Source organism: Flavobacterium oreochromis (assembly GCF_019565455.1).
Lineage (GTDB): Bacteria > Bacteroidota > Bacteroidia > Flavobacteriales > Flavobacteriaceae > Flavobacterium > Flavobacterium oreochromis.
The window spans coordinates 440,769-467,740 of record NZ_CP067377.1 but is presented as its reverse complement, the minus strand read 5'-3'; the positions used below and the strand labels follow the sequence as shown (position 1 = coordinate 467,740).

Annotated in this window: 24 protein-coding genes and 5 pseudogenes; 8 read left to right on the top strand and 21 right to left on the bottom strand. The window is 30.9% G+C overall.

Annotated elements, in window-relative coordinates; all coding sequences use genetic code 11:
- Nucleotides 1-12: 12 nt before the first annotated feature.
- Nucleotides 13-2,183: pseudogene (locus tag JJC03_RS02300) on the bottom strand (S9 family peptidase).
- Nucleotides 2,184-2,338: 155 nt separating this feature from the next.
- On the opposite strand from JJC03_RS02300, the gene JJC03_RS02295 reads away from it, so the two are divergent.
- The 5 genes and pseudogenes from JJC03_RS02295 to JJC03_RS02275 all read left to right on the top strand — a co-directional run bounded on the left by JJC03_RS02295 (nucleotide 2,339) and on the right by JJC03_RS02275 (nucleotide 5,654).
- Nucleotides 2,339-2,578: a hypothetical protein gene (locus JJC03_RS02295; protein WP_235873909.1), complete on the top strand. Its 240-nt coding sequence runs from the start codon at nucleotides 2,339-2,341 to the stop codon at nucleotides 2,576-2,578.
- Complete coding sequence (locus JJC03_RS02290) at nucleotides 2,562-2,843, top strand: type II toxin-antitoxin system RelE/ParE family toxin (protein ID WP_165624192.1); 282 nt, start codon at nucleotides 2,562-2,564, stop codon at nucleotides 2,841-2,843. The genes JJC03_RS02295 and JJC03_RS02290 overlap by 17 nt, the downstream gene beginning before the upstream one ends.
- 21 nt (nucleotides 2,844-2,864) lie before the next feature.
- Nucleotides 2,865-4,182 (top strand): annotated as a pseudogene (locus JJC03_RS02285) (hydroxymethylglutaryl-CoA reductase, degradative).
- Between the two features lie 202 nt (nucleotides 4,183-4,384).
- Complete coding sequence (locus JJC03_RS02280; RefSeq protein ID WP_235873908.1) at nucleotides 4,385-4,726, top strand: hypothetical protein; 342 nt, start codon at nucleotides 4,385-4,387, stop codon at nucleotides 4,724-4,726.
- Nucleotides 4,727-4,742: 16 nt separating this feature from the next.
- Nucleotides 4,743-5,654 (top strand): GYDIA family GHMP kinase, encoded by a 912-nt coding sequence (locus tag JJC03_RS02275; protein WP_088444886.1) that lies wholly within the window; start codon nucleotides 4,743-4,745, stop codon nucleotides 5,652-5,654.
- Here JJC03_RS02275 and JJC03_RS02270 read toward each other — a convergent pair.
- Nucleotides 5,649-5,915 (bottom strand): hypothetical protein, encoded by a 267-nt coding sequence (locus JJC03_RS02270; protein WP_235873907.1) that lies wholly within the window; start codon nucleotides 5,913-5,915, stop codon nucleotides 5,649-5,651. The genes JJC03_RS02275 and JJC03_RS02270 overlap by 6 nt on opposite strands.
- Nucleotides 5,916-6,003: 88 nt before the next feature.
- Entirely contained in the window at nucleotides 6,004-6,210 is a 207-nt protein-coding gene (locus JJC03_RS02265; RefSeq protein ID WP_235873906.1) for a hypothetical protein, read from the bottom strand.
- A gap of 74 nt (nucleotides 6,211-6,284) precedes the next feature.
- Between JJC03_RS02265 and JJC03_RS02260 the strand changes: the two genes are divergently transcribed.
- Nucleotides 6,285-6,911 carry a DNA/RNA non-specific endonuclease gene (locus tag JJC03_RS02260; RefSeq protein ID WP_309597724.1) on the top strand — a complete coding sequence of 209 codons (627 nt, stop codon included), beginning with the start codon at nucleotides 6,285-6,287 and terminating at the stop codon, nucleotides 6,909-6,911.
- Nucleotides 6,912-7,070: 159 nt separating this feature from the next.
- Here the strand turns inward: JJC03_RS02260 and rodA are convergent, their stop codons facing one another.
- The 7 genes and pseudogenes from rodA to purH all read right to left on the bottom strand — a co-directional run bounded on the left by rodA (nucleotide 7,071) and on the right by purH (nucleotide 15,385).
- Nucleotides 7,071-8,327 (bottom strand): rod shape-determining protein RodA, encoded by a 1,257-nt coding sequence (gene rodA, locus JJC03_RS02255; protein WP_235873905.1) that lies wholly within the window; start codon nucleotides 8,325-8,327, stop codon nucleotides 7,071-7,073.
- The gene (mrdA, locus tag JJC03_RS02250; protein WP_088399543.1) at nucleotides 8,327-10,276 is read right to left on the bottom strand and encodes a penicillin-binding protein 2; all 1,950 of its coding nucleotides are present in this window, start codon (nucleotides 10,274-10,276) and stop codon (nucleotides 8,327-8,329) included. Before mrdA ends, rodA begins: the two co-directional genes overlap by 1 nt.
- A gap of 3 nt (nucleotides 10,277-10,279) precedes the next feature.
- A complete protein-coding gene (locus JJC03_RS02245; protein ID WP_088399545.1) occupies nucleotides 10,280-10,786 on the bottom strand; it encodes a rod shape-determining protein MreD in 507 nt (168 codons plus the stop codon).
- Entirely contained in the window at nucleotides 10,779-11,609 is an 831-nt protein-coding gene (gene mreC / locus JJC03_RS02240; protein ID WP_235873904.1) for a rod shape-determining protein MreC, read from the bottom strand. The genes JJC03_RS02245 and mreC overlap by 8 nt, the downstream gene beginning before the upstream one ends.
- Nucleotides 11,610-11,672: 63 nt before the next feature.
- A complete protein-coding gene (locus tag JJC03_RS02235; protein WP_014164948.1) occupies nucleotides 11,673-12,701 on the bottom strand; it encodes a rod shape-determining protein in 1,029 nt (342 codons plus the stop codon).
- 121 nt (nucleotides 12,702-12,822) lie between these two features.
- Nucleotides 12,823-13,472 (bottom strand): annotated as a pseudogene (locus JJC03_RS02230) (peroxiredoxin).
- Between the two features lie 380 nt (nucleotides 13,473-13,852).
- A complete protein-coding gene (purH, locus tag JJC03_RS02225) occupies nucleotides 13,853-15,385 on the bottom strand; it encodes a bifunctional phosphoribosylaminoimidazolecarboxamide formyltransferase/IMP cyclohydrolase (RefSeq protein WP_235873903.1) in 1,533 nt (510 codons plus the stop codon).
- A 111-nt stretch (nucleotides 15,386-15,496) separates the two neighbouring features.
- On the opposite strand from purH, the gene JJC03_RS02220 reads away from it, so the two are divergent.
- The gene (locus tag JJC03_RS02220; RefSeq protein WP_088444882.1) at nucleotides 15,497-16,753 is read left to right on the top strand and encodes an ABC transporter permease; all 1,257 of its coding nucleotides are present in this window, start codon (nucleotides 15,497-15,499) and stop codon (nucleotides 16,751-16,753) included.
- A 328-nt stretch (nucleotides 16,754-17,081) separates the two neighbouring features.
- On the opposite strand, the gene accD is transcribed toward JJC03_RS02220, so the two are convergent.
- From accD to JJC03_RS17210, 4 genes are all read right to left on the bottom strand, one after another.
- Nucleotides 17,082-17,936, bottom strand: a complete 855-nt coding sequence (gene accD / locus JJC03_RS02215; RefSeq protein ID WP_088399555.1) for an acetyl-CoA carboxylase, carboxyltransferase subunit beta — start codon at nucleotides 17,934-17,936, stop codon at nucleotides 17,082-17,084.
- 83 nt (nucleotides 17,937-18,019) lie between these two features.
- On the bottom strand, nucleotides 18,020-19,087 hold the full coding sequence (fbaA, locus tag JJC03_RS02210; RefSeq protein WP_088399557.1) for a class II fructose-bisphosphate aldolase: 1,068 nt from the start codon (nucleotides 19,085-19,087) through the stop codon (nucleotides 18,020-18,022).
- A 40-nt stretch (nucleotides 19,088-19,127) separates the two neighbouring features.
- Complete coding sequence (tamL, locus tag JJC03_RS17215; protein ID WP_445297852.1) at nucleotides 19,128-20,819, bottom strand: translocation and assembly module lipoprotein TamL; 1,692 nt, start codon at nucleotides 20,817-20,819, stop codon at nucleotides 19,128-19,130.
- A 470-nt stretch (nucleotides 20,820-21,289) separates the two neighbouring features.
- Nucleotides 21,290-21,691, bottom strand: coding sequence for a hypothetical protein (locus tag JJC03_RS17210; RefSeq protein WP_258932097.1), 402 nt, complete (start codon nucleotides 21,689-21,691; stop codon nucleotides 21,290-21,292).
- A gap of 29 nt (nucleotides 21,692-21,720) precedes the next feature.
- On the opposite strand from JJC03_RS17210, the gene JJC03_RS02200 reads away from it, so the two are divergent.
- Nucleotides 21,721-22,449 carry a TrmH family RNA methyltransferase gene (locus tag JJC03_RS02200; RefSeq protein ID WP_088444881.1) on the top strand — a complete coding sequence of 243 codons (729 nt, stop codon included), beginning with the start codon at nucleotides 21,721-21,723 and terminating at the stop codon, nucleotides 22,447-22,449.
- On the opposite strand, the gene porT is transcribed toward JJC03_RS02200, so the two are convergent.
- From porT to tssD (JJC03_RS02170), 7 genes and pseudogenes are all read right to left on the bottom strand, one after another.
- On the bottom strand, nucleotides 22,446-23,150 hold the full coding sequence (porT, locus tag JJC03_RS02195; RefSeq protein WP_088399563.1) for a type IX secretion/gliding motility protein PorT/SprT: 705 nt from the start codon (nucleotides 23,148-23,150) through the stop codon (nucleotides 22,446-22,448). The genes JJC03_RS02200 and porT overlap by 4 nt on opposite strands.
- A 3-nt stretch (nucleotides 23,151-23,153) precedes the next feature.
- Nucleotides 23,154-23,883 (bottom strand): annotated as a pseudogene (gene ubiE, locus JJC03_RS02190) (bifunctional demethylmenaquinone methyltransferase/2-methoxy-6-polyprenyl-1,4-benzoquinol methylase UbiE).
- Nucleotides 23,884-23,976: 93 nt separating this feature from the next.
- Nucleotides 23,977-24,594, bottom strand: a pseudogene (locus tag JJC03_RS19375) (hypothetical protein).
- Nucleotides 24,595-24,986: 392 nt separating this feature from the next.
- Nucleotides 24,987-25,175 (bottom strand): hypothetical protein, encoded by a 189-nt coding sequence (locus JJC03_RS02185; RefSeq protein WP_235873902.1) that lies wholly within the window; start codon nucleotides 25,173-25,175, stop codon nucleotides 24,987-24,989.
- Between the two features lie 186 nt (nucleotides 25,176-25,361).
- Nucleotides 25,362-25,511, bottom strand: a complete 150-nt coding sequence (locus tag JJC03_RS02180; RefSeq protein WP_258932096.1) for a phage baseplate assembly protein V — start codon at nucleotides 25,509-25,511, stop codon at nucleotides 25,362-25,364.
- A 42-nt stretch (nucleotides 25,512-25,553) separates the two neighbouring features.
- Nucleotides 25,554-25,976: a type VI secretion system tube protein TssD gene (tssD, locus tag JJC03_RS02175; RefSeq protein ID WP_235873874.1), complete on the bottom strand. Its 423-nt coding sequence runs from the start codon at nucleotides 25,974-25,976 to the stop codon at nucleotides 25,554-25,556.
- Nucleotides 25,977-26,218: 242 nt separating this feature from the next.
- The gene (gene tssD, locus JJC03_RS02170) at nucleotides 26,219-26,605 is read right to left on the bottom strand and encodes a type VI secretion system tube protein TssD (protein WP_088401344.1); all 387 of its coding nucleotides are present in this window, start codon (nucleotides 26,603-26,605) and stop codon (nucleotides 26,219-26,221) included.
- Nucleotides 26,606-26,972: the final 367 nt, after the last annotated feature.

Here is a 26,972-nt window from a genome sequence, read left to right as displayed (position 1 = left end):
AAATTATTTAATCTATAATTTTTCTTTAATAAAATTCGTCATTTTAGTATATAATTGTAAACGTGTTTTTCCCCCATAAATGCCGTGGTTTTTATCAGGGTAAATAGCCCAGTCAAATTGTTTGTTGGCTTGTACTAAAGCTTCTATCATTTTCATCGTATTTTGCACATGTACATTATCATCTGCTGTGCCGTGAATTAATAAAAAGTTACCTTTCAATTTACTCACATGTGTAATAGGCGAATTAGCATCATATCCAGTAGCGTTTTCTTGTGGTGTTTGCATATAGCGTTCAGTATAAATACTGTCATAGTACCTCCAAGATGTTACTGGAGCAACTGCTATAGCAGTTTTAAATACATCAGCTCCTTGAAAAATACAATTTGATGCCATAAAGCCACCAAATGACCAGCCAAATATACCAATTCTTGTTTTATCTACATATGGATAGTTGCCTATTACTTTAGCTGCATCTATTTGATCTATTACTTCATATTTTCCTAATTCTTTGTAAGTGCATTTTTTGAATTCTGATCCTTTAAAACCTGTACCACGTCCGTCTACACAAATTACAATGTAACCTTGTTGCGCTAGCATCATGAACCAATAATCATTTGTGTTGTTCCATTGATTCGCTACCTGTTGTGAGCCAGGACCTGAATATTGAAACATAAATACAGGATATTTTTTGTTAGGATCAAAATCTTTTGGTTTAATCATCCAAGTATTTAATTTATATCCCTTTTCTGTAATTAATTCAGAAAAATCTTTTAATGGTAAATTATAAGAGGTTAGTTTTTCTTCTAATTTTTCGTTAGAAGTAATGATTTTAATTTCTTTACCTGTTTTAGAATCATTTAAAGTGTATTTCGGAGCATTTTTAGCGCTTGAAAAGGAATTAATAAAGTATTCGAAGTTAGGACTGAAAGTTGCTGTATTTGTTCCTATTTGAGTAGTTAAACGTTTTTTATTACTTCCGTCAATCTTTATGCTATACACGTCACGGTTAATAGAACCATTTTCAACTGATTGATAGTAAATTATTCCATTTTTTTCATCAAAACCATAGTAATTAGTTACTTCCCAAGGCCCTTTTGTTATTTGTTTTTTTAATGTGCCTATTTTGTCATAATGATAAATATGATTAAAACCATCTTTTTCAGAAGTCCAAATAAAACTATTGTCTTTTAGAAAAGTTAAATTATCCGTAACATCCACATATGCTTTGTTCTGCTCATTAAGAACGACTTTAGTTGCTCCTGAATTTCCATCAATGAATAATAAGTCTAAATTGTTTTGATGGCGATTTAAAACTTGTGCACTTAATATATTCGTTTCATGAGTCCACTTGATGCGAGCAATGTAAAAATCAGTATAATTATCTAAATTAATTTTTGTAGTTATTCCTGTTTTTAGATCATAGATGTGTAAAGATACAAAGGCATTCTTTTCACCTGCTTTTGGGTATTTAAAAACAGATTGTGAAGGGTATAAACCTTCATTGTATAAATCCATAGAAAATTGAGGTACATCCGTTTCATCAAAACGAATAAAACCTATTTTGTCAGAACCTAAATTCCAATCATAAGCTCTTACAAAAGCAAATTCTTCTTCATATACCCAATCCGTTACCCCATTAATAATGCTATTTTTTTTACCATCAGTAGTAATTTGAGTATGCTTTTTTGAAGCAATGTCATACACATATAAGTTATTCTGGTAAGCGTACGCTACTTTAGATCCGTCAGGAGAAAAAGTAGGTTCTTGTACTTTATAGTCAGCTAATTTTGTTAATGATTTTGATGTAGTGTCATAAATAAAATAATCAGCTACAAAAGAATGACGGAAAATTTGATCGCTATTATTAGCAATTAATATTTTTTTTCGTCTTTATTAAAAATATAAGAATCAATTCCATCTAATTGAGTAAAGTCTTTACTATCAATTAGAGTACTTACCTTGTTTAAGGTTGCAAAGTCATATAAATTGATTTGTGAAGATTTAGAAGTTCTATCAAAATCTAAAACAGTGTATTGATTACTGTTTTTCATTGCTTCTAAAGCAGTCATACTCTGGGTCCTAAAAGCCCCAGACCATATTTCTTCTAAAGATATTTGTTTTTGAGCTATCGTTGAAAATGATACTAAAAACAGTACTAAAACGGACGTAATTTTATTTTTCATTTTTTAGTTGATGTAAAAAATTGCCCAATTTTAGTGAAAAAAACTAAACAATGATGTATTTTTTTGTTAAAAGCAATTTAATGACGCATTTCAAGGGGAGTTCTGACTCCCATATTTTTAGTTTTTATTACTTTTGTACATTAAAGCAACTTGTTATGGAAACCATAAAAATAGAATTTAACTCAAGAATCAAAGAAAAATTGATGGAATTCTTGAATAGTTTCTCAAAAACTGAAATCAATATTATTGAAGAGGACGAACAATTCTTAAAAACAAAGAAACGCGTGCAGGAATCCTATGAAAAGTTGAAAAGTGGAAAAACTAAAACCTACACTTTAGACGAACTTGATTCCATGCTTGAAGAAACAATTTCTAAATATGAAAATAGAGATTAGTTTTGAATTCTATGAATTATTAAACGAACAAGTTGCCTATATTGCTAAGGACAAACCACAAGCAGCAAGAAAATTTAAAATAGATTTAATAAAATCTATCAAAAAGGATTTAAAAAACCCTTACAGTTATAAGAAATCAATTTACTTTGACAACGAAAATATCAGAGACTATATATTTAAAGGTTACACTATAGTTTATTCAATTGATACGGAATCCAACAATGTATCTGTTTTTGAATTTATCAAGTATATGGAATCTTTATAAAAATTACAAAGCCACAGAATAATGACTAAAGCAGTTAGCGGGTTTTCAAAATTATCGAAAGAAGAAAAAATCAATTGGATTGTTGAAACCCATTTTTCAAATACACAAGAAGCCAAAAACATCATCAAACAATATTGGAATGATGATGCTAGTTTGCAAAAATTACATGATGAGTTTATTGAAAACACGATAACCAACTTTTACTTGCCTTTAGGTGTTGCACCTAATTTTACAATTAATGGAAAAAACTATACTATTCCTTTTGCAGTGGAAGAAAGTAGTGTAGTGGCTGCTGCAAGTAAATCGGCTAAATTTTGGGGAACGCGTGGTGGTTTTAAAACAACCATCGTTAATACTGAAAAAAATTGGTCAGGTTCACTTTATTTATAAAGGGGATAAGCAAAAACTAACAACTTTTTTCAACACCGTTAAACCAAAATTCTTCACTGAAACCGAAAGCATTACTAAAAACATGCAAAAACGTGGTGGCGGAATTTTAGATATAACGCTTCGTGATAAAACTGCTGATTTAGAAAACTATTATCAGTTGCATGCCACTTTTGAAACCAAAGATTCAATGGGGGCTAATTTTATCAATTCGTGTTTAGAGCAATTTGCAAAAACTTTAAAAGAAGAAGTCTTAGCTTTTGAATTATTTACAGAAGAAGAAAAAAACATCACAGTAGTGATGAGTATTTTGTCTAATTATGTTCCTAATTGTTTGGTACGCGCAGAGGTTTCTTGTAAAATAGAAGAATTAGCTGAAAAACACATAGAAAACCCTCATGAATTTGCTGAAAAATTTGTGCAAGCCGTTCGCATAGCCGAAATTGAACCCTATCGCGCTGTAACTCATAACAAGGGTATTATGAACGGAATTGATGCCGTGGTAATAGCAACAGGAAACGATTTTAGAGCGGTAGAAGCAGGTGTTCATGCCTATGCTTCGAAAAACGGACAATATTCCAGCCTATCGCATGCTAAAATTGAAAATGGCATTTTCACGTTTTGGATGGAAATCCCTTTAGCGTTAGGTACTGTAGGAGGATTAACTAGTTTACATCCGTTAGTAAAAGTTGCACTTGAAATGCTCGAAAAACCATCAGCTCAAGAGTTAATGCAAGTAGTTGCCGTAGCAGGTTTGGCACAAAATTTTGCCGCTTTACGCAGTTTAACCACTACTGGTATTCAACAAGGGCATATGAAAATGCACTTAATGAATATTTTAAATCAGTTTAATGCAAACGATGAAGAGCGCAAACAAGTAGTGAAACACTTCGAAAAAAATACCGTTACGCATAGTGCTGTGGTGGACTATTTAGCAGAAATTAGAAAATAATGAAATACTTTTCGATACTAGTTTTGCTTTTTTTTACCTCTGTTGCTTTTTCACAAGATGGATTTTACTATTTGAAAAAGGCACATAATAGATATAAAAAGGAAAATACAATCAATCTTTATATTATCTAAATCAAGCTGAAAATTCTGATTTTGGTTTTTGTGGAAATGCATGGGAAACTTCTGAGGGTGAAATAAAAATCTTGAGAGCTCGCATATATGACGCAAGGAAAGAATATGATAAAGCTCTACGTGAAATTATTCATTTTAAAGGTTGTAGTCTTGGAGCAGATTGTTCAACAGCTGATTATTTAAAAGTTCAGATTTTGATTCATAAATATGGAAAGGATAGGATTTCAAATATTTTTAATTCTGAAACTAGTTTTATCAGATGTTATGACTTGAATTCTTATATCACTCTGAAAATAAAGGAGATAAATGAAGTTTTCACATTTTATCCTATGGGAATTTATGATTTTAAAAATGAGAATTATCCATTTAATGAATTTATTAAAAAATTAGAGTTTTATAAACTAATAGAGTGAAGCAAAATCAAATAGCATGAAACAAACTTTTTATAGTAATGGTAAACTCTTGATTACAGGTGAATATGTAGTTTTAGATGGTGCACAGGCTTTAGCTTTACCTACTAAATTTGGTCAAAATTTGGTTGTGGAAGAAGGTTTACCTAACACATTTGAATGGGTTAGTTATGATAGTGATGGAAGTATCTGGTTTGAAAGTGTTTTTAGTTTTGATGATGTTTTCAATAAAAAAAAATATATTGACAATAAAATTCAGACTACATTAATAGAGATACTTCATCATGCTTATCTTTTAAATGAAAAATTGTTACAATCTAACTTTGGGTATAAAGTGTCTACAAAGCTAACTTTTCCTAAATTTTGGGGATTAGGGACTTCTTCTACTCTTATTAATAATATAGCACAGTGGTTAAGTATAGATGCTTACACCTTATTAATAAAAAGTTTTGGAGGGAGTGGTTATGACGTAGCTTGTGCTCAATATAATACCCCCATTCTCTATCAATTGATAAAGGGAGAACCTGATGTTATTCCAGTAGATTTTTATCCTAATTTTACTAATCAACTCTATTTTGTTTATTTAAATCAAAAGCAAAATAGTCGTACTGCAATAGCAAATTATTATAAAAAATCAGGGAATATACAGGAAGTAATGTCAACTGTTAATAAATTAACACAAGAAGTGCTAAAAACTAATAGAGTAGAGGAATTTTCTCAATTATTAGAATTACATGAAAAGGAAATGAGTAAGATTTTGGAGACACAAACTGTTCAGGAAATTCTTTTTTCAGATTTTGGAGGGATAGTTAAAAGTTTGGGGGCTTGGGGAGGTGATTTTGTTTTAGTAATTTCAAAAGAAAACCCTTCATCTTATTTTTTAGATAAAGGGTATTCAGTAGTATTATCTTATCAGGATATGATTTTATAGTTTTTCCAATTCATGTTCAGCTTTCTTGACTTTCTTATCTTGGTTAGCTGCTTTTTCACGCATTTTTTCTATTTTTTTAGTCCATTTTTCAATGTCTACTGGGGATAATTTTCCTTTTTGGTTAAGTTTATCAAATTTTTTTTGTTCTTTTTCAATATCTTGGTAGAGGTTTTCTTGCTTATTTCGTGCTTTTGCCAAATCTTTTTTAGCCTCTTCTATTTTTTTTCGTTCTTTTTCAGCTTTTTCAAGCTGTTTTTCCATCTTTTTTTATCTTTTTCTAATTGCTCTATTTTGCGTTGTTCTTCTTTAATTCGATCAGCTTCTGCTTCTTTTTCAGCTTTTTCAGCCTTTAGAGCTTTTTCTTTTCTTTTGCTATTTTTTTAGCTTCTTTTTCGGCTATTTTTTGAGCATGTAGTTCACTTGCTTTTACCTTAGAAATAGAATCCTCTTTTTTTAGAATTAATTGTTTTTCAGTTTCAGATAGTATGTTTTCTTGTGCTTGAATTCCTAAACATGTAAGAATAAATACTCCTGAATAAATAAATTTTAAGTTCATAATGATTTTTTTAGAATTAGGTCCTATTTTATTTATTTAGGGTTATTAAATTTACAAATATTATTTTAAAAAATATGAAGACACGATTTTTAATTACTTTTTTATTATTTGAATTTCTAATTTTAAGTTGTAAAAAGGAAGAGAAATTAGAAGTACATAATTTACTAAATAAAGAAGATAATTCGAGCTTTTTATTGCCAACATCGAAAACAGGTCAAGTTATACATCATAAATATTATACTCTTTCATATAGTGAAAAGGATGAACAAGCTGAATGGGTAGCATATCAATTAAAACGTGAAGATGTGGTACATATAAATCATAAAAGACCTTATTTTGTAAATGATCCAATGGTAAAAAGTGGATCTGCTAATTGGAAAAATTATATTCGTTCAGGATATGATCGTGGACATTTATGCCCTGCAGGAGATAGAAGGTTTTCAAAGAATGCTTTTGAAGAAACATTTTATACTTCTAATATTACACCTCAAAAAAATAATTTTAATGCAGGAATATGGAATCGTTTGGAACAAAAAACGCGTTATTGGGCAAAAAAATATGATGGATTATATGTTATCACAGGAGGGGTTTTATCTGGTAAACTAAAACATATAGGAAGAGAAAATGTTACAGTACCTGATTATTTTTATAAAATAATATTAAATAAAAAGGCCCTCAATACAAAAGTATTGCTTTTTTAATTCCCCATCAAGATTCAGGTCGACCACTTTATGAATTCGTTGTTTCAATTAATGAAATAGAAGACCTAACAGGAATTGATTTTTTTCCAAAGCTTTCAAATGAATTGGAAGAGACTATAGAAAAAAGTAAAACTTATAAAGAGTGGTGTTTTTAAATAATTACCACTCATTTACTTTGTTAGCGTCCATTTTCAAGAAAATAAAGAGTAAGATAGTAAAAGCCCATAAACTAGAACCTCCATATGATAGGAAAGGTAGAGGAACTCCGATAGTAGGGAAGATACCAATAACCATAGCTATATTTACAAAAAAGTGAGTGAATAATACGGATGCAACTCCATACCCATAAATACGACTAAATTTTGTACGTTGGTTTTCTGCTAAGTATAAAATGCGGAGTAATAATCCAGCAAATAAGAGTACCACTACGGTTGATCCAACGAAGCCCCATTCTTCCCCAACAGTCGTGAAAATATAATCAGTGTGCTGTTCAGGGACAAAGTTACCTTTTGTTTGAGTACCTTCTAACCAGCCTTTTCCTAATAAACCTCCAGAACCAATAGCTATTTCAGATTGGTTTGTATTGTAGCCTATTCCTGTTAAATCAACTTCTTTTCCTAAAAGGATGTTAAAACGGTCTCGATGATGTTGTTGGAATACATTTTCAAAAACATAGTTTACAGATATGCTAAAGCCTGCCATTAGTAAAAAAACAATTGAGCTAGCGACTATATTTCTTTTTACTGGTTTTGATTTGTAAAAATGAAGAATTACTCCTATTAATGAAATTAAGACTACGTATTGTGGTTTTAGTAATAGTGACATAATAAAAAGTATAACTGCGCCTACGCCACTCCATAAATACCAAGAAGGTAAGCCTTCTCTATTAAGTACAAAAATCATTGTAATAAATATAAGCGCACTACCTGCGTCTGGTTGTAGCATAATAAGACCTACAGGAATAAAAAGAATGGCTAATCCTAATAATTGATGGTTGAAATTTTTTAAATTAATTTGACTATCACTTAAAAATTTAGCTAATGCTAAAGCAGTGGCTGATTTAGCAAACTCAGAGGGCTGTAGTGTAAATGAACCTATAGCATACCAACATCTTTGTCCAGCAATAGTTTTACCTGCTACAAATAATCCTATTAGGGCTAATAATGAAATTCCGTAGAGTACACTTGAAAAACGTTCGTAAAACTTAGCTTCAATGGATAGGACTACTATAATTACAAAAACAGTAAATGCAATGAATATTAATTGTTTGCCATAGTTTTGAGTGATATCAAAAATATAATTAGAATCAGGAGTTACATCAGCTGAATAGATGTTAGCCCATCCAATTAGTACTAAGAGGATATAAATTAATACTGTAATCCAGTCAATATTTTTTCCAACACTTTGATTTTTCATTAATTTGTTTTTGTAGCTGGGTTAGTAGTTTTTTCTAATGAATCAAGTTTCTGTTTTGCTTTGATTCTATTTAAGGAATCTTTTCGTAACCTAATTCTGTACATAGAATCAATATATTTTCTAGTGAATTTATTGTATTGATGTTGAAGGCTCCTATTAATAATGTTTTCTTCTCTAAATTTGTTGGTGATTTTTCCTTTTAAATATTTTTCAATCATTAGAGAAGTGATTGGTCCAGCAATAGTAGCTCCATAACCTCCATTTTCAACAAAAACAGCAATGGCAATTTTAGGATTGTTTTTAGGAGCAAAAGCAACGAATATAGAGTGATCTTCTAATTGAACTTTCTTTCCATTTATTCGAGTAAAATTTTCTGCAGTACCTGTTTTTCCACAGATTTCAATTCCTTCTATACCTAGAAAATAAGCAGTACCAGTTTTAAATACTTCGGCTAATCCTTCAATTACAGGAGGGAAATGTTTTTTGTTTATAGTTGTTGTATGTTTAGTCCTAAATTTAGCATCAATTTGTTGTCCTTTAATTTTTTTAATAATATGAGGTGTGTAGTAATAACCTCTATTAGCAATCGTTGCCATCATATTAGCTAGTTGAATAGGGGTCATAAGTATTTCACCTTGTCCAATGGAATTAGAAACAATCATGGTTGATTTTAAACTTCCATTAGGGTAGTAGCGTTCGTATGTTTTAGAGTTGGGGATATTTCCTTTTCTTCCTGTAGGTAGATCATATCCCATGAATTGTCCTAATCCAAAACTTTTTAGATGATCACTCCAATAATCCACTCCTTTAGAAGCATTAGGAAACGCTCCAAGGGTTCTTAAATAAGCAGTTCCAAAGTACGCATTACATGATTTTGCAATTCCCATATGCAATTTTCTAACGCCACCTCCACAATGACAACGCATAAATCTACGACCATAGCTGAATCCATGGTGGCATCCAACAGCTGTTTCTGTGTTTATTGCGCCTGATTGTAGCCCAACTAAAGCAGTTAAGATTTTAAAAGGGGATCCAGGAGGATATTCCGCTAATAAACTTCTGTCATATAGGGGTTTTGCTAATGAATCATTGTATAATTTTGTGTAATTCCTTGAACGCTGACGACCGACTAAAATAGCAGGGTCATAGGTAGGAGCTGTAACCAAACATAAAATTTCACCTGTTTTAGGTTCGATTGCAATGATTCCACCTCTTTTGTTTTTCATTAAAAGTTCTCCATATTCTTGAAGCTTTGAATCAATAGTTAAGGTGATATCTTTACCTTGAATTGCTATGGTATCGTATTTGCCTTCTTTATAAAGTCCTATTTCACGGTTGAATCGATCGCGTTGAATGTGTTTTACCCCTTTTTGACCTCGAAGAATTTCTTCATACATTTCTTCTACTCCTTGTTTGCCTAATAAATCACCACTTTTATAATAAGGATTTTTGGCTATTTTAGATTCGTTAGCCTGTGTTATAAAACCAAAAATATTAGCTCCGTGGTGAAATTGATAGTCTCTTAAAGAACGTTTCTGAATATAAAAACCATCAAACTTTCGTTCTTTTTCTTGAAAGGCAGCATATTCCATTTTGTTCAACTGTCCCATGAAAACAGAAGGTAGAAGAGGGGAGTATATAACGGCTTTTTCTAATCGTTTAAGAAAGTCTTGTTTTGTAATGTTTAACAGTTTACAAAATTCAATAGTATCTAGTTTTTTTACTTCTCTAGGAACAACCATGATATCATAAGAAGGTTGGTTAGCTACGAGTAAATTGCCATTACGATCGTATATATATCCTCTTTCTGGATAATCATATTTAATTTTAATAGATATATTTTCTGATTTTAGTTTCAGTTCATCATCTATTACTTGTAAATAAAAAAGCCTTGCTATAATCAGTATAGCAGCAGTTATGACCATACCTGGTAAAAGAAGCTTTCTCATTTTTTAATGTTTACTAGGCTTAAATAAATAAATGAATATGATGCTTACTATTAATGTAAATAGAGAAGCACACAATGTACGTATAAGAGCATCAAGCATAAAGATAAATTTAAAAAATTCGAGTGTAAATAAAACTATGTGATGCGTTATAATAGAAATTAGAATGAAGGTGAATCGTTCTGGAGATAAACGGTCATTTATTCGTATTGTTTGGTATTCATAACTTAATCCGAATGCAAATTTAAAAAAACTAGGTCTTAAATAAGCTAATACTAAGCAAGCGGTAGCATGAACACCTCCTGAATTTTCAAAATAATCTACAGAAAGACCTAATAAAAAGCTGCTTACTAGTAGTCCTGCTTGATTCGTGTTAACAGGGTATAATAGTATAAATAGGATGTAAGGAAAAGGGTTGATAAAACCAAATAAATTTATTTTGTTGAAAACAACTACCTGAACCGCAACGAGCAGTATAAAACGAACTATATTTGATATTAGTGTACTATTCATCTTTTTTTACTGTTTCAGCTTCCAGTTTATTAATTTCAATGGCATCTTTGTTTTTAATTATGTACACATGGTTTAGATTGGTCATATCTGTAAATAAGCGAACATCTAGGGTGTAATAATTGGTTTCTGTATCCATATAGATACGGTCAATAATACCTACTGGTATGTTTTCGGGAAAAATAGTTGAGCGACCACCTGTTACGATAGTATCTCCTTTTTTTACACTAGCTAATCGAGGTATTTCAATTAGTTGCGCATAACCTGCATTTTTTGCTTTCCAGATTAAAGAACCAAAATGATTTGTTCTTTTAACTTTAGCATTTATTTTAGATTTTAAATTTAATACACTAATTACAGTAGCGTAATTAGGAGATGTTTTTTCAATGACCCCTACTATACCTTCGCTACTAATAACTCCCATGTCTGGTTTTACTCCTTTTATGGATCCAGAATTAATGGTTAGATAATTTTCAGTTTTATTGTAGGAATTATTGACAACTTTAGATTGTATAACATCAAGTTTGTCATATCCTTTAACAGAATCTTTTGGTAGGGTTAAGGTACTATCTTTTTTATTGAAGAGTAATGTTCTTAGATAGGCATTCTCCTTTGCTAATTTATCATTTTGATCTTGTAAACTGAAATAAGTTTCTACTTCATTTACTTTTTCATAGACATTTCCCGTAACTGCATTGGCAGAATTTACCATTTGACTTCTGTGATAGGAATGCGATTGAATGGTAAGCGTTAACGAAATTACCAAAAGCAGCAAAAACAGCAATCGGTTGCTGTTTTTTATGATGAAATTTAGAATTTGCTGCATCGTAAAATAATAGTAAAGGTTGTTATACTATGTTAAGCTTTTAATAAAATAAGATATCAGATCTTATTTTATTAAAATGCTACGAAATCTATTTAAGTTTTTAAGAGTCATACCTGTTCCTCTAACTACAGCTCTTAAAGGATCTTCTGCAATAAAAACGGGTAAATCTGTTTTTTGTGAAATACGTTTATCTAATCCTCTTAACATAGAGCCACCTCCTGCTAAATAAATACCTGTGTTGTATATATCTGCTGCTAACTCTGGAGGAGTTTGTGATAAAGTTTCCATAATAGCATCTTCAATACGTTGAATAGATTTATCAAGAGCCTTAGCTATTTCACGATATGAAACCTCTACTTGTTTAGGTTTACCTGTTAATAAATCACGACCTTGGACAGACATGTCATCAGGTGGTGAGTCTAAGTTTTCTATAGCTGCTCCTATTTCAATTTTTATCTTTTCAGCAGTAGTTTCTCCTACGAAAAGGTTGTGTTGTGTACGCATGTAATAGATGATGTCATTAGTAAATACGTCACCCGCAATTTTTACTGATTTATCGCAAACAATACCTCCTAATGCAATTACAGCAATTTCAGTTGTCCCTCCTCCTATATCTACAATCATGTTTCCTTTTGGTTGCATGATATCTAAGCCAATACCTATAGCAGCAGCCATTGGCTCGTGTATTAAGTATACTTCTTTACCATTTACACGTTCTGCAGATTCTTTTACTGCGCGCATTTCTACTTCTGTTATTCCTGATGGGATACAAATTACCATACGTAGAGCAGGAGTGAATAATTTTTTTTGTAATGCAGGAATGCTTCTAATGAGCATTTTAATCATTTGCTCGGAAGCATCAAAGTCTGCAATAACACCATCTTTTAAAGGACGGATTGTTTTTATATTTTCGTGGGTTTTCCCTTGCATCATATTAGCTTCTTTGCCTACAGCAATAATTTTGCCAGATATGCGGTCACGTGCTACTATGGAAGGACTATCGATAACAACTTTATCGTTGTGTATAATTAGCGTGTTTGCGGTACCAAGGTCAATTGCGATGTCCTCAGTCATAAAATCAAAAAATCCCATATTTCCTTTTAAGGGTTACTCAGTTTTTATAGAATATACTAAGTTGCAAAAGTATGAAAATATTTTGGTTAATATGAAAATAAAAAATGCGTTAAAAAATTTTTTAACGCATTTTTTATTTTTAGTTAGAGAATTGTTTGCTTAGTAATCGTGATAAGTATTTAGCTGTACTAATTCTGTCATTTTTGAAAGTTTCTTTCCCTTTTTCCCAGTTTGCAGGACAAACTTCACCTGTTTCTTGTATGCTCGTATAACCATCTATTAATCGCATGAATTCTAATACGTTTCTACCTAGTGACATGTTATTTAAACTTTGGTGAAATACAATTCCATTTTCGTTTATTAAATAGGTAGCTCTATAGCTAATGTTGTCATTTAAAGTAACTTCGTAATTGTTTTCTGTGCTTTTTTTGCCGTCTAATATTCCTAATATACTTGAAAGATTTCTGTTAGAATCGGAGATTAATGGATAAGTGATTCCTTTGATTCCTCCTTCGGTAGCATCTGTTTGTAACCAAGCATCGTGTGTTTCTGTTGTATCACATGATGCACCAAATAATAATACATTTCTTTCTTCAAGTTCTTTACATAGTTCCTGAAAAGCAAATAATTCAGTAGGGCATACATATGTGAAATCTTTTGGGTAGAAAAATAGTAATATTTTTTTATTTTCTTTTTTGCTAGTTCAAATAAGTTCACTTCTGATATACCTTTATTTTTTTGAATTGTTTTTACGGTAATACTTGGGAATTCTTTGTCAATTAATATCATAGTTAATCTAGTTTTAAAATTTAAAAGTATTAATGTTATTTTGTTTTATTGTTTGAGTGGATAAATTAGGAATACTTGAAGTATATACTTTTATGAAGTATAAACTTTGCTTTTTTTGGTGTTTGTGGTTTGTCATATTAGTTGTTTTGCTTTCATTACTAATATGTAAGTATGTGCTAAGGAATCAAATGGTATGATTTCTTAGACTAAGAAAAGTATAAGGAGTATTTAGGGTGTTGCAAAATTAGTTTATATGTGGGAAATAATTTGCATTTATAGTTACATATATTGTTAGTAAAAAGTTAAAGTTACTATTTAAAAGAAAACACCTTGCTGATTTTAATCAACAAGGTGTTAAAAGTATGTTTTTAATGTTTATTTTAATGTTTAAAATGCCTTATGCTAGTAAATACCATAGACATACTTTTTTCGTTGCAGTAGTTAATGCTTAGTTCGTCCTTTATTGATCCGCCAGGTTGAATAACGGAATTAATACCTGCATTATTTGCTATTTCTACGCAATCAGGAAACGGGAAAAAAGCATCGCTAGCCATTACTGCGCCTTCTAAATTGAAGTTGAAAGATTTTGCTTTTTCTATTGCTTGGCGTAAGGCATCTACACGTGAAGTTTGTCCTGTTCCAGAAGCATATAGTTGTTGGTTTTTAGCTAAAACAATAGTATTTGATTTAGTGTGTTTGCAAATTTTCGAAGCAAATAATAAATCCTCTATTTCTTGTTCAGTTGGGGTAGATTTTGTTACTGTTTTTAAAATGTCATGAGAATCAGTTACTAAGTCTTTGTCTTGAACTAAAATTCCATTTAGACAGGTTCTAATGGTAGTGTTTGGTAGTTCTACTTCTTTTTGAATTAGGATGATTCTGTTTTTCTTTTCTTTAAGAATTTCTATTGCTTCGTTGTCATAAGTTGGAGCTATGATTACTTCGCAAAAAAGGTTGTTGATTTCTTTTGCGGTTGCTAAATCAATTCTATTGTTAGCAATTAATACTCCTCCAAAAGCGGAAATAGGGTCTCCTGAAAGAGCATCTAAATAAGCTTCTTTCATTGTAGGACGAGTGGCTACTCCACATGCGTTATTATGTTTTAAGATAGCAAATGTAGGTGCGTCATTTTTGAATTCAGATATTAAATTTACAGCAGCATCTACATCTAATAAATTGTTGTAAGAGAGCTCTTTTCCGTTTAATTTATCAAACATTTTATTCAGATCTCCAAAGAAAAAACCTTTTTGATGAGGGTTTTCTCCATAACGTAATGCTTCTCCTTTTGTTTCGCTGATCTTTAAAACTGTTTCTTCATGATTATTGTTAAAATAATTGAAGATGGCTGAGTCATAATGTGAGGAAATATTGAAAGCTTTAGTCGCAAAAATTTTGCGTTGTTCTAAAGTGGTAGTTCCGTTTTGATTAGTGATGAGTTCTAATAATAAACTATATTCGTTAACTGATGGAATAATTACAGTATCTTTAAAATTTTTAGCTCCCGCTCTTATTAATGAGATTCCTCCTATGTCAATTTTTTCAATAATATCAGCCTCACTAGCTCCTGAAGCAACCGTTTTTTCAAAAGGATATAAGTCTACTATCACTAAGTCAATCTGTGGGATTTCGTATTCTTGCATTTGAGCTACGTCATTTGGGTTATCTTGACGGTTTAAGATACCTCCAAAAACCTTTGGGTGTAGGGTTTTAACACGTCCACCTAAAATTGAAGGATAATCAGTAACTTCTTCTACAGGTACAACAGGTATTCCTAAGTTTAAGATGAATTCTTCAGTCCCCCCTGTTGAGTAAATCACTACATTTTGTTCGTGAAGTTTTTTTACAATAGGTTCAAGACCAGTCTTGTCGAACACTGAGATCAATGCCGATTGAATTGTTTTAGTAGTATTCATTGTGTTGTTGTTATTAAAGGTGCAAAAATAGTTTTTTTTAAGGGCTATTCAAAATAAGATTTTTAGAATTGTAACAAAAGCTAAGATCTTAGTACCAATAAGAAAAAAGTCATGATTATATATCTGCGATTGCTTCAAGAAAGTTTTAGATTTGCTATCAGTGCATTACGTAATAATAAGTTACGAACTTTACTTTCTTTGTTAGGTGTTACTATAGGGATATTTTCTATTATAACTATTTTGTCAGCAGTAGATTCTTTAGATCGAAAAATAAAAAATGATGTAGGTAGTTTAGATAATAGTGCTATATACTTGTTTAAATATTCTTTTTCTCCTACAGATGTTCCCGATTGGAAAATAGAGCAGTTTCCTAAAGTGACTTATGATGAGTATCGTTTTCTGAAAGATAGTAAGTCTAAAATTCAAGTTGTTTGTTATCAGTATTTTACAAATAGAGAGCATGTTAAATTTGAAGATAAATCCATGAGTAATGTTGGTGTTGTACCTTGTACTTATGAGTATATAGATATTAATAAATTAGATTTTGCAGAAGGACGTTTTTTTAATGAGCAAGAATCTAATTCAGGTGCTAATGAAGTAGTGATTGGAGCTGAAGTTGCAGAAGCACTTTTTAATAGAGTTTCAGCAGTTGGGAAACAAATTAGATTATATGGACAACGTTTTAAAGTGCTTGGGGTTTTGAAAAAAGTTGGGAATCGTATGATTGATTTTGGAGAGAATCCTGATGGAAGTGTGTATGTTAATTTAAATAAAGTGCGTACTCTTTATGGCGATAATAATGTGAAGTTTATGCCTGTTATTATGATTAAGCCTATTGAAGGAGTTGGAGAGGAAGAGATAAAAGCCGAAATTATTCAAAAAATGAGAGGTTATAGAGGTTTGACTTATGGACAACTTAATAATTTTTTTCTGAATTTTTTAAAAGGAGCTACAGATATGTTGGATGAATTAATATCTCAAATGAATTTGATAGGATCCATTATAGCTGGTTTTTCGTTATTGGTTGGAGGTTTTGGTATTGCTAATATTATGTTTGTGTCAGTAAAAGAACGTACCAATTTAATAGGTATACAGAAATCGTTAGGAGCTAAAAATCATTTTATTTTATTACAGTTTCTTTTTGAATCAATTGTTTTGTGTTTAATAGGGGGAGGGGTAGGAATTGTATTAGTGTGGTTAGTAGCTTTTGGTTTAACAAATATCTTGGATTTTGATTTTGTTCTTAGTTTTTCAAATATTGCTTACGGAACATTTTTAGCTATTCTTATTGGTTTAATAGCGGGTATATTACCTGCTATTTCAGCTTCAAGATTAGATCCTGTGGAGGCAATTAGGAGTGGGATGTAGTTATTATTGTTTATAGGAAAAGGAAGTAGAATAAAAATAGTTTTTTAAAGATTATATTAACAAGCAACTTATTTTAGAATATAAATTATTGATATCTAAAATATGTATGTTAAATAGAGGAGGCGTTTTTAATTGAAAAGTATAATAAGTGGCTTTTTTAAAATAAAGAAGTGAATGTAGAAGAGGTGGTCCTAAAAGAAAGCCAGTAGTATGCTTATTATCATTTTGATCAGATAGAGAAATCGCATGATTTTGATTGTGAGACTTCTCTTTGCGTTCTAGTGACAAAGGATACGTTGATTTTTGCTTTTAGGACACCTTCTTTGTATTATCTTACTTCCTGATTCAGGATTAAATCAATATAAAGATTAATTTTATTTTTAAGATCCTTTCTGTGTGAAATAAAGTCTAAGAATCCATGATCTAATACAAATTCAGCTGTTTGAAATCCTTCTGGTAAATCTTTGCCTGTTGTGTCTCGTACAACACGAGGACCAGCAAAACCAATCAAGGCTCCGGGTTCAGCTATATTGATATCTCCCAACATGGCATATGATGCAGTAGTTCCTCCTGTTGTAGGGTCTGTACATAATGAAATGTAAGGGATTTTAGCTTCGGCTAATTGGGCTAATTTAGCGGATGTTTTGGCTAATTGCATAAGAGAATAAGCTGCTTCCATCATACGAGCTCCTCCTGATTTTGAAATCATAACGAAAGGTACTTTGTTTTTGATGGAGTAGTCAATACCTCGTGCAATTTTTTCACCAACAACAGCCCCCATAGAACCCCCAATGAAGGCAAAGTCCATACAACAAACTACTAAGTCTTTTCCTTTGGATTTTCCTACACCTGTACGTACGGCATCTTTGAGTTGAGTTTTTTTAATTGTATCAACTAAACGGTCTGAATATTTTTTAGAATCAACAAAATTTAAAGGATCTTTTGCTGTCATATTAGCATCTAATTCTGTAAATTCATTGTCGTCAAATAATATTTGAAAATATTCTGCACTTCCTATGCGTACATGGAAATCGTCTTCAGGGCTTACCCATAAGTTTCTAGCTAACTCATCAGCATCTACAATCTTTCCTGTAGGAGACTTGTACCATAAACCTTTAGGTACATCCATTTTTGCTTCAGTAGGAGTTGTGATCCCTTTTTCTTTTCTTTTAAACCAAGCCATAATTTTAGTCGAAAGTTAAAAGTCAAAAGTTAAAAGTTGAATAGATCTAAGACTATTTAGATTTTCAACTTTTGAGCTTAAGACTATAAAGTGTTTACGTTATTTAAATCGGCAAAAGCCTGCTCTAATCTTTTATTGAAAGTGATTTCTCCTTCGCGAACCCATTTACGAGGGTCATAATGTTTTTTATTTGGTGCATCAGCTCCTTCTGGATTGCCTATTTGTGTTCTTAAATAGTCAATTTTAGAATTCATATAATCTCTAACTCCTTCTGTAAAGGCAAACTGTAAGTCTGTATCAATGTTCATTTTAATCACACCATAGGAAATAGCTTCTCTTATTTCTTCTAATGTAGAACCTGATCCTCCATGAAAAACAAAATCTACAGGGTTAGATTCTGTATTGAATTTGTTTTGAACATATTCTTGTGAGTTTTTAAGGATTTTTGGAGTTAATTTTACATTTCCAGGCTTATATACTCCATGTACGTTTCCAAAAGCAGCAGCAATAGTAAAGCGAGGAGATATTTTCATTAATTCTTCATATGCGTATGCTACTTCTTCTGGTTGTGTATAAAGTTTTGAGCTATCTACATGTGAGTTGTCTACACCATCTTCTTCACCACCTGTAATCCCTAATTCTATTTCAAGTGTCATGCCCATTTTACTCATTCTAGCCAAATATTCTTTACATATTTCTATGTTTTCTTCTATAGGCTCTTCTGATAAGTCTATCATATGTGATGAAAATAAAGGTTTACCCGTTTCTTCAAAATGTTTTTCAGAAGCATCTAATAAACCATCAATCCAAGGAAGTAAGTTTTTAGCGCAGTGATCTGTATGTAATATAACTGTTGCACCATAAGCTTCTGCTAATGTATGAATGTGTTTAGCTCCTGCTACAGCTCCTAAAATAGCAGCTTGTTGTCCATCGTTAGAAAGTCCTTTTCCTGCATTATATGCGGCACCTCCGTTAGAAAATTGAATAATTACAGGAGCCTTTAATTTGGCAGCTGTTTCAAGGGTTCCGTTAATAGTACTTGATCCTACTACGTTTACTGCTGGTAATGCAAATCCTTTTTCTTTTGCATAATTAAAAATTTCTTGAACTTGATCGCCAGTTGCTACGCCAGATTTTATGTTGTGTGTCATTTGTTTGTTTTTTAAAAGATGGACAAAATTACAAATTTATTTAGAATGGATAATTAATGCCTATATTAAATTGAGATTTATTTATATTGAATTCTGTAAACCACCTGCTTCCTTGATCTAAACTAGGAGAATATGTTTTGAATCCCCAGTCTAGTCTTAATACAAAAAAACTAAAATCATAACGATAGCCTATTCCTGTTCCTAAGGCTAACCCCTCTAAAGAGTGCAAGTTTTTAAAAACCTTTTTTTCATCTATTTCATATGCTTTTCCAATATTAGCATTCCAAATGTTGCCACAATCAGCAAATAAAGCAGCATTATGCTGTCCCAAGATATTAAAACGAATTTCAGTGTTAAAGGCTAATTTCATATTTGCCTCATTAAAGTCATTTATTGTATTTGAATTTCCAGGACCTAAACTGTATGATTGCCAAGCTCTATTGTCATTAGCGCCTCCCGCAAAATAACTTCGTGTAAAAGGTATTGAGTTTGAATTACCGTAAGGAACAGCTAGCCCTCCAAAAGCTCTAAAAGCTACGGATATTTCATTTCTTAAGTCCCAATGTTTAATGTATTCTAATTCTCCTTTTAAATATTGTGAATATTCGAGGCCTAGCACATTACGGTTTCCATTAGGACTTTTAGGTCTTTTGCTTATATCTGCTATAAAAGACATAATATTTCCAGCTGATTCAAATTTAGTTTTAATGCTATAAAAATCCTTATCAGAAATATCAGTTTGAGATGTTTTATTATAACTAATGTTGCTAGATAGTATTAAGTTGTTTTCCGTTAACCTTTTTTTTCTTTCTGATATACTTTGAATTATAAGAAAATGGTCTGGATTCTTATTTAATTCTGGGTAATAACCATCCATAGCATATCTCATGAACAGATCAGCACCACCTTCTTCAATTGATAAATTGTTTTGACTGTCTAATAATTCAGACTTTTTATTGTATAGCTTTGCAAGTGCATTTAATTGGTCATAACTTGATGTATAGACATTGAAATAGTTGTTAATGTTAATGTTTTTTATATACTGTAAATTAGCTAAATCTAGTTTAAAACTAGTTTTTTGTGAAGGAGACCAGTTGTAATTTATAGCTCCTGTAATACTTTCTTTGTCTAAACCAATATTGAGTTGTTTCGAAAAACCAGCCCTTATAAGGGTACTCGGAAACATATATTTGGGGATAATGTTTTTTGTATTTAGAGGGAAAAAGATTCTGGGAAATGATAATTTTAGATCAGCACCATATTCTTGTATATTGAAAAATAATTTTTTGGGATTGGCAAAGTCTTTAGAAGATCCTAAATTTCCTTTTATTCCTATTTCTAAAATTTCTGCTCCTCTAAAAATGTTGTTTATAAGGACAGATGTGTTTCCTGTAATACCAACATCTTGAATGTTAGAATGAGTAAAATCCGCACTTGCTCTGAAACTAAAGCGATCTTTAGGGATCAGTGTAATTTCTGTTGTAAGAGTTTTATCTTTAGGATTTTCAATAAAATTAATGTTAGGAAAATTGAATACTCGTAAATTACTGATAGATCGTAATGTTTGAGTTCTGTTAAAATCACTAAACAGACTGTCTTTTTGTATGAAAATAGCGTCTGTTATAGCTTTGGGGCGATGTCTTATTTTTTCATTACTATACAAATTATAGTTTTTATAATTTGCACTATCTTTAGGTATAACTACAAAAGTACCTTTTTTAGATTTGTTTATAATGTTAATATTTATTTTGCCTATTTTTTTAATTTCATAAGGTTTTATAATTGTAGAATCCCCTTTTTAATTTTACGATCATTAATTTTTATGATTACTGGTATTTTGTATGTGGCTGTGTCAATTTCAAATTCAATGTTTTGTTGTTGAAAATTGTATATACCATTGTTTTTAAAATACTGAGTTAATCTATTAATTTCGTTACTAAAGTCACTTTCTTTATATTGTTTACCTTGTTTTATATATGATTTTGTAACTGCTTTTTTGTATAAAGAGTCAATGGATCTATTTGTTATATTAGTATGAATAGTGTCTAAGATATAAGGTTTTCCTTTTTTACAAAATATTCAATATTAGCTTTTTTATTTGCTAAGTAGTTGATTTTGTAAGAAGACTTTGCATGTAGATATCCTTGGTTTTGATACCATGCTTCAATATTTTTGCATTTCTGATAGTTTTTAGTGAATCAACTAGTACAGGAGGTTCTCCTGTTTTTTTAAAAAGTTGTGAAGTCCTGAATATAAAAAAGATTTACCAAGTCTATGTACCTGTTTTTCAGATAACCATTTAGATAACCTTTTGTATTTTTTAGGATTATCTAATATGTTTTTTTTAAATAGAGAATCTGTATGTTCTTTTGCTAAATTATATAACTGTAATCGGAGATTAAAGCCTAAAATGGAGGTGTTGGGCTGTTGATTTATTTGTTCAATAATTCCATCTTCATTAGTTTTAAATTTGACACCGTCAACATCTAAGGAGTTCTTAATCAACAAGTATCTGTTAGTAGGAACTTTTTTTACCGTGCTACATGCGGTATAAAGTGCTGCTAATAGAATAATTATTGATATTTTTGTAAGGATTTTGTTCAAATCAGAAAAATTAATTCAAAAATACATTTATGCTTACCAAAAACCAAATAAAACTTATTTCTAGTTTGCATCAAAAAAAATATAGGAAAGAATATGGCTTATTTTTAGCGGAAGGAGTAAAGGTTATTAGGGAGCTTTTAGATTCTAAATTTGAATTAGAGCATCTGTATATGACTGAAGAATTGTTTTATGATTTGTCTCCTGAATTTAAGACTTTAGTGTCTCCTGTTGAATTAAATAAGATCAGTGCTTTAACTACAGCTAATAATTGTGTGGCATTATTTAAAATACCTAAAGATAGAGTGCTAAAAGATCAAGGGCTTATTGTTGCTTTAGATGATGTTAGAGATCCAGGTAATTTAGGTACGATAATTAGACTTTGTGATTGGTTTGGTATTTCGCAAGTTGTATGTACTAAGGAAACAGTTGATTTGTATAATCCTAAGGTTATACAGGCTACTATGGGATCTATAGGTAGAGTAGATGTACACTATGTTGATCTAGAATTGTTTTTGAAAGCTACAGATCTTCCTATATATGGCACTTTTATGGATGGTGAAAATATCTATCATCAGATACTTCCTAAAAAAGGTGTAATTATTTTAGGTAATGAGGCAAACGGTATTTCTCAGAGAATTGAGAATAGGGTTACTTATAAAATAGCAATACCTCAATTTGGTGATTTGCAAAAAACGGAAAGTTTAAATGTAGCAACAGCTACAGCAATAGTTTTAAGCGAATTTAAAAGAGGCTTTTAGTGAAAAGCAAAGTTTATAAAGATACCACGAGTGCTCATACTGTCAATGTTTCCTGTCCAAGGACTGTTAGGATTGTTGTCAGGGATCATTTCATTATTAAATCCAAAAACACCTCGTATAGAAGGTGAAAATTTGAAATATTCAAGATAAATGTCAATACCAGCACCTAGCTCGTAGTTATTGGTTTGTTTAATCATTCTAAAACGGTTGGCCGAATTGTCATCAGTAGACTCAGCATTGCTAGATAGATTAATAGATCTAGAGACACCACCTACAATGTAAGGTTTTATATTACCTGTGCGTTTTGATGAAAATTTTAAAAGAAGGGGAAAGTGAATGTAAGTTGATTTTGCTTCTCTCAGTTCATCACGAGCCTCTTTCATGTTAGGAAAATGAAGGTTTCTTTGTCCATAATGTAATCCGGGTTCAAAGCGTAAATCAATATACTCATGTAGTCTTAAGTTAGTTATAAGTCCTACATTGAAACCTGTTTGGCTATCTACAATAACATCTTGTCCATTGCTTTTCTTATTGATTTTAAAATCATAATTGTTAAAACCTAGAAAGAAACCAAAGTGAACTCGTTGTTTGTCAAAATTCGCTAAGTTAATTAATGGCTTTTTCGCAAACATGTGTTTTGTGAAAGGCGATTGTCCTAAAATTGGCAATGTAAATAATAATATTATTACGTATTTTTTCATTTTTTATTTTTTTGAAGCAGAATAAATTGTTGCAACACCCATAGTTTGTGGGGAGTGCTTTACATCTATAAACCCAATTTTTTGTAAAATATTGTTTAAAGCTTTTCCATAAGGAAAAATAGATGCTGAATCTGCTAAATAACGATAAGCTACTTTGTCTTTAGAGAAAATAGTTCCAATTATAGGCATGATCATTTGAGTGTAAAAACGATACCCTTGTTTGAAAGGAAATCTTTCAGGAACTGAGGTTTCTAAAATAACAAAGATTCCCCCTGGTTTTAATACTCTAAGGATCTCGGAAAGACCTTTTTCTAAATTCTCAAAATTTCTAATTCCAAAACTTACGGTTATAGCATCAAAACTATTATCTTCAAAAGGAATATTTTCGGAATCTCCTAGTATTAGTTCAATTTGTTTAGATAATCCTTTTTTTCTATTTTTTCGCGTCCTACTTCTAGCATTCCAGCTGAAATATCTAAACCAATTATTTTTTCAGCTTGTGTATCTTTCATTAGAATTGCCAAGTCACCAGTTCCAGTAGCTATGTCAAGAACCTTTTTAGGATGAATTGATCCAACTAATTTTACGATTCTTTTTCGCCATTGCACATCTATTCCAAATGAGATTACACGATTTAAACGATCGTATTCATGTGAAATCGTATCAAACATTTTAGATACTTGTTCTTTTTGCTTGAATTAGAATTTTTATAAGGTTTTGTGCTAATTGACATAAAAAAATATTTGAAGCAAATATAAAATTTAATTTTGAATGAGGAATAAGGTTCTTAAATGGATAAAAAAGTATTCTTACCCGTAGCGCATTATTAAATTAGATTAATTTTTAGATTGTTAATGTTTCTATTAAAAACGAATCTGTTCAAATATTGTAAGCTGTTAAGGTTGTTATTTTAGAAAGAATCTTTGTTTTGAATTCTAGGAAAGTTTTAGCATAATTCCTTCTTATTTATGAATTGATTACAATTCTGAAAATACCTTTAATAGAACAAACCTCATGTAATTTATATCTGTAATAATGTAAGTTCTGAGAGGTATAAAACCCTTTGTTGGGAAGTGCATAATCTTCTTCTTTTCCTTGAAGAACGAGATATTTTACAGACCTCTAAGGGGATATTAACAATAATAAAATGACTTTCAAATTCGTTAAATTTTTCAATCATCTTAATTCTGATTTTTTCAATGTAAGCAAATAATTATCGTTTTCTTCTGTTATATACACTACGTTCTATTTTAGAACTAATATCAAGTTTTTGTGTTTTTCTAAATAATTGATTTTTAGGCTCTATAGGTTTATGTTTGCCTAAAATGATCAAACTAACGATCACAATGTTAGAAAGTTTCGGTTTTTATGGGTTTAAAATAGAAATTATCAGTTTTTGTAATTTCACAAGAATTAATTCGTCATTTTCTTGTAAGTTGCTCATTGTTGTAATAGACTGGTCATCATTATAACTTAATATTTTTTAGTGTTATGAGCAACTTTTTTATAATGCACTACGGGTTAACATTATAAATGGATACCCTCATAAGATCAAATTTCTATCAAAAACTCCATTTTGTTCAACCCAGAGATTATGTATTAGGAATTTCCTTTGTCAAGTCAAATAGTAATACGTGTTCACCTATTGTGATGCCTTGGTTGTGCAGATAGTCTGCCATACCTGCTGTACAAGCTCTGCCTTCACTATTGGATACTAAAAATACTTCTTGCTCGCCTAGCTCTTTGGTTATTTCTACAAAATTCTCTTTAGCGAATTTTTTACCCGTATCAAAACGGCCTTTTTAAATTCATATAAAAGTCTTTATTATATGAATATTAAAGTATAGGGAAAGAGTATGTTTTAACATTAGTATTATGTCTTTCATTTTTTAAACAATTAGCTGAAACTTCAATGATTAAGCTATCAATACATTTTTTCTCTTTTAATGAATTTATTCGTTTACTTAATGTATTTACATATTTGATTATATTTTCTTCGTTTGAAGCAATTTTTTTATTTTCCAAGAGGCTGTCCTAAAAGTAAAAAATCAACACACAGTTTGTCTCTCCAACGGAAGGAGGAGTTTCATAATCAGTATTATGTGATTTAGCCTGTTCGAGCGGAACTCTTGGGTCTCCCTTTGATCGACTAGAGCAAAGCGACTGGACGAAGTCAAATGACAAGATTGCGGACTTTTTGGACAGCCTCGTTCAGATCCACAGTTTTTGATTCTTTTTTTCTTGCCAAGGAAATTGTACGCGTACTCTACCCATTCTTATAGGGTTGTTGTGATCTACTACATATGCGGTTTGTTCTTGGCAGTTAGAATGGATGTTGTCGTCAAAATAAGGTGGGTCCACATATCAGGGATTTCTACAAATTAGCTGTAATAATCGTTTCCGTTATGAAAATGGTTGATTTCTATGGTTAATTAGTTTATTCTTTCCATTTTTTTCGTGAGTGGCATCATTCAGTGTAAAGCGTTTAGCCATGAGTCGCATTGCAATTTGTAGGGGCTCGTCGCTTTTAGCATCAAAATGTTCTGAAAAAGAAACGCAATAGGCTTTTTCAAAGCTTAATTCTTGTAATTTGCTCATGGCATCTCTTCGAAAGAATATGATGGTTCCATTTTTAGTTTGGCTATGATCAAGCATCCATTGAAGTAAGTTTGATTTTCCATTGCTTTCTATTCGAATGCTGATTTCTCCTCCTTGAGGCATACCTTCTGGTTTTCCTGTGGCATCTATTTCTTGTGTAAAATGATAATCACAACTTAAGATATTGTAAATATTGCCGTCTAGTTCTAATTTTGCTAAAAATGACATAGGTTAATTTTTTATGATGTTGTTATTTAAAATAAAAAAAGAGGCTGTCTAAAAAGTCCGCAATTTTGCCATTTAAGATCGTTTAGCTGTTTTGCTTTAGTTGACCAAGGGAAACTCAAGGGCTACGTTTAAGTAAACGAAGCAAATCGCATAATAGAGATATGGAACTTTTCTTGGGTTTGCATGACAAAAGGTGCGTTTGTTTTACTTCTCGGACACCCTCTTTTTGTTTACTTAGTTAATTATACCCACTCGTTTTCGTAAGCACCGTTTCCTAATTCAATTTTTTTAGCTGAAATAGTGAAGGTTTCAGTTAGAGGGTTTACGCCTGTAGAATCAAAGTTTTCTCTGAATTTTACTACATATGCTTCTGAAAATTTTAATTCTTTTAAAACAGCATCGCTATCTCTTTTGAAGAATTTTACGCTACCGTCTTTTCTTTCAAAAGAATTGGTCATCCACTCAAAGAAAGAAGTGTCTGCTGTTCCTTCAATAGTTAATTCAATTTTACCACCTCTAGTAACGGTAGAGGGTCTACCTGTTGCATCAGTTTCTTGAAATAAACCATAATTTACGTTTAGTACAGTGTACTCTTTTCCAGCTACTGATAGTTTTGATTTAAATGACATAATATAAAAATTTAAAAAAAATTACATAACAATAGTATGTCCATAAGGTGTATGGAGGTGTATTTAAAAAAATAATTTTGGAATGAATCAGGGGATATCCCTTTTTTAATTCTTTAAAAGTGAAGTGTCATAGCCTATTTATTTTTGAATAATAACAACCAATTATGGAAATACAACTAAATCAAATATAAAACATATTTTTAATAAAAACAAATGTTTTGTTAAAAAAAACATGTAAAATAATTTTATTGAGGTAAGTTTAAGAATACTTGTTTTTAATAAGCTCTATGTTTTGTTTAATGTTAGATTTTTTGGGTAAAATAAGTTTGTAGATAGATTTTGTTACTAATAGAGTCGTAATTAAAGG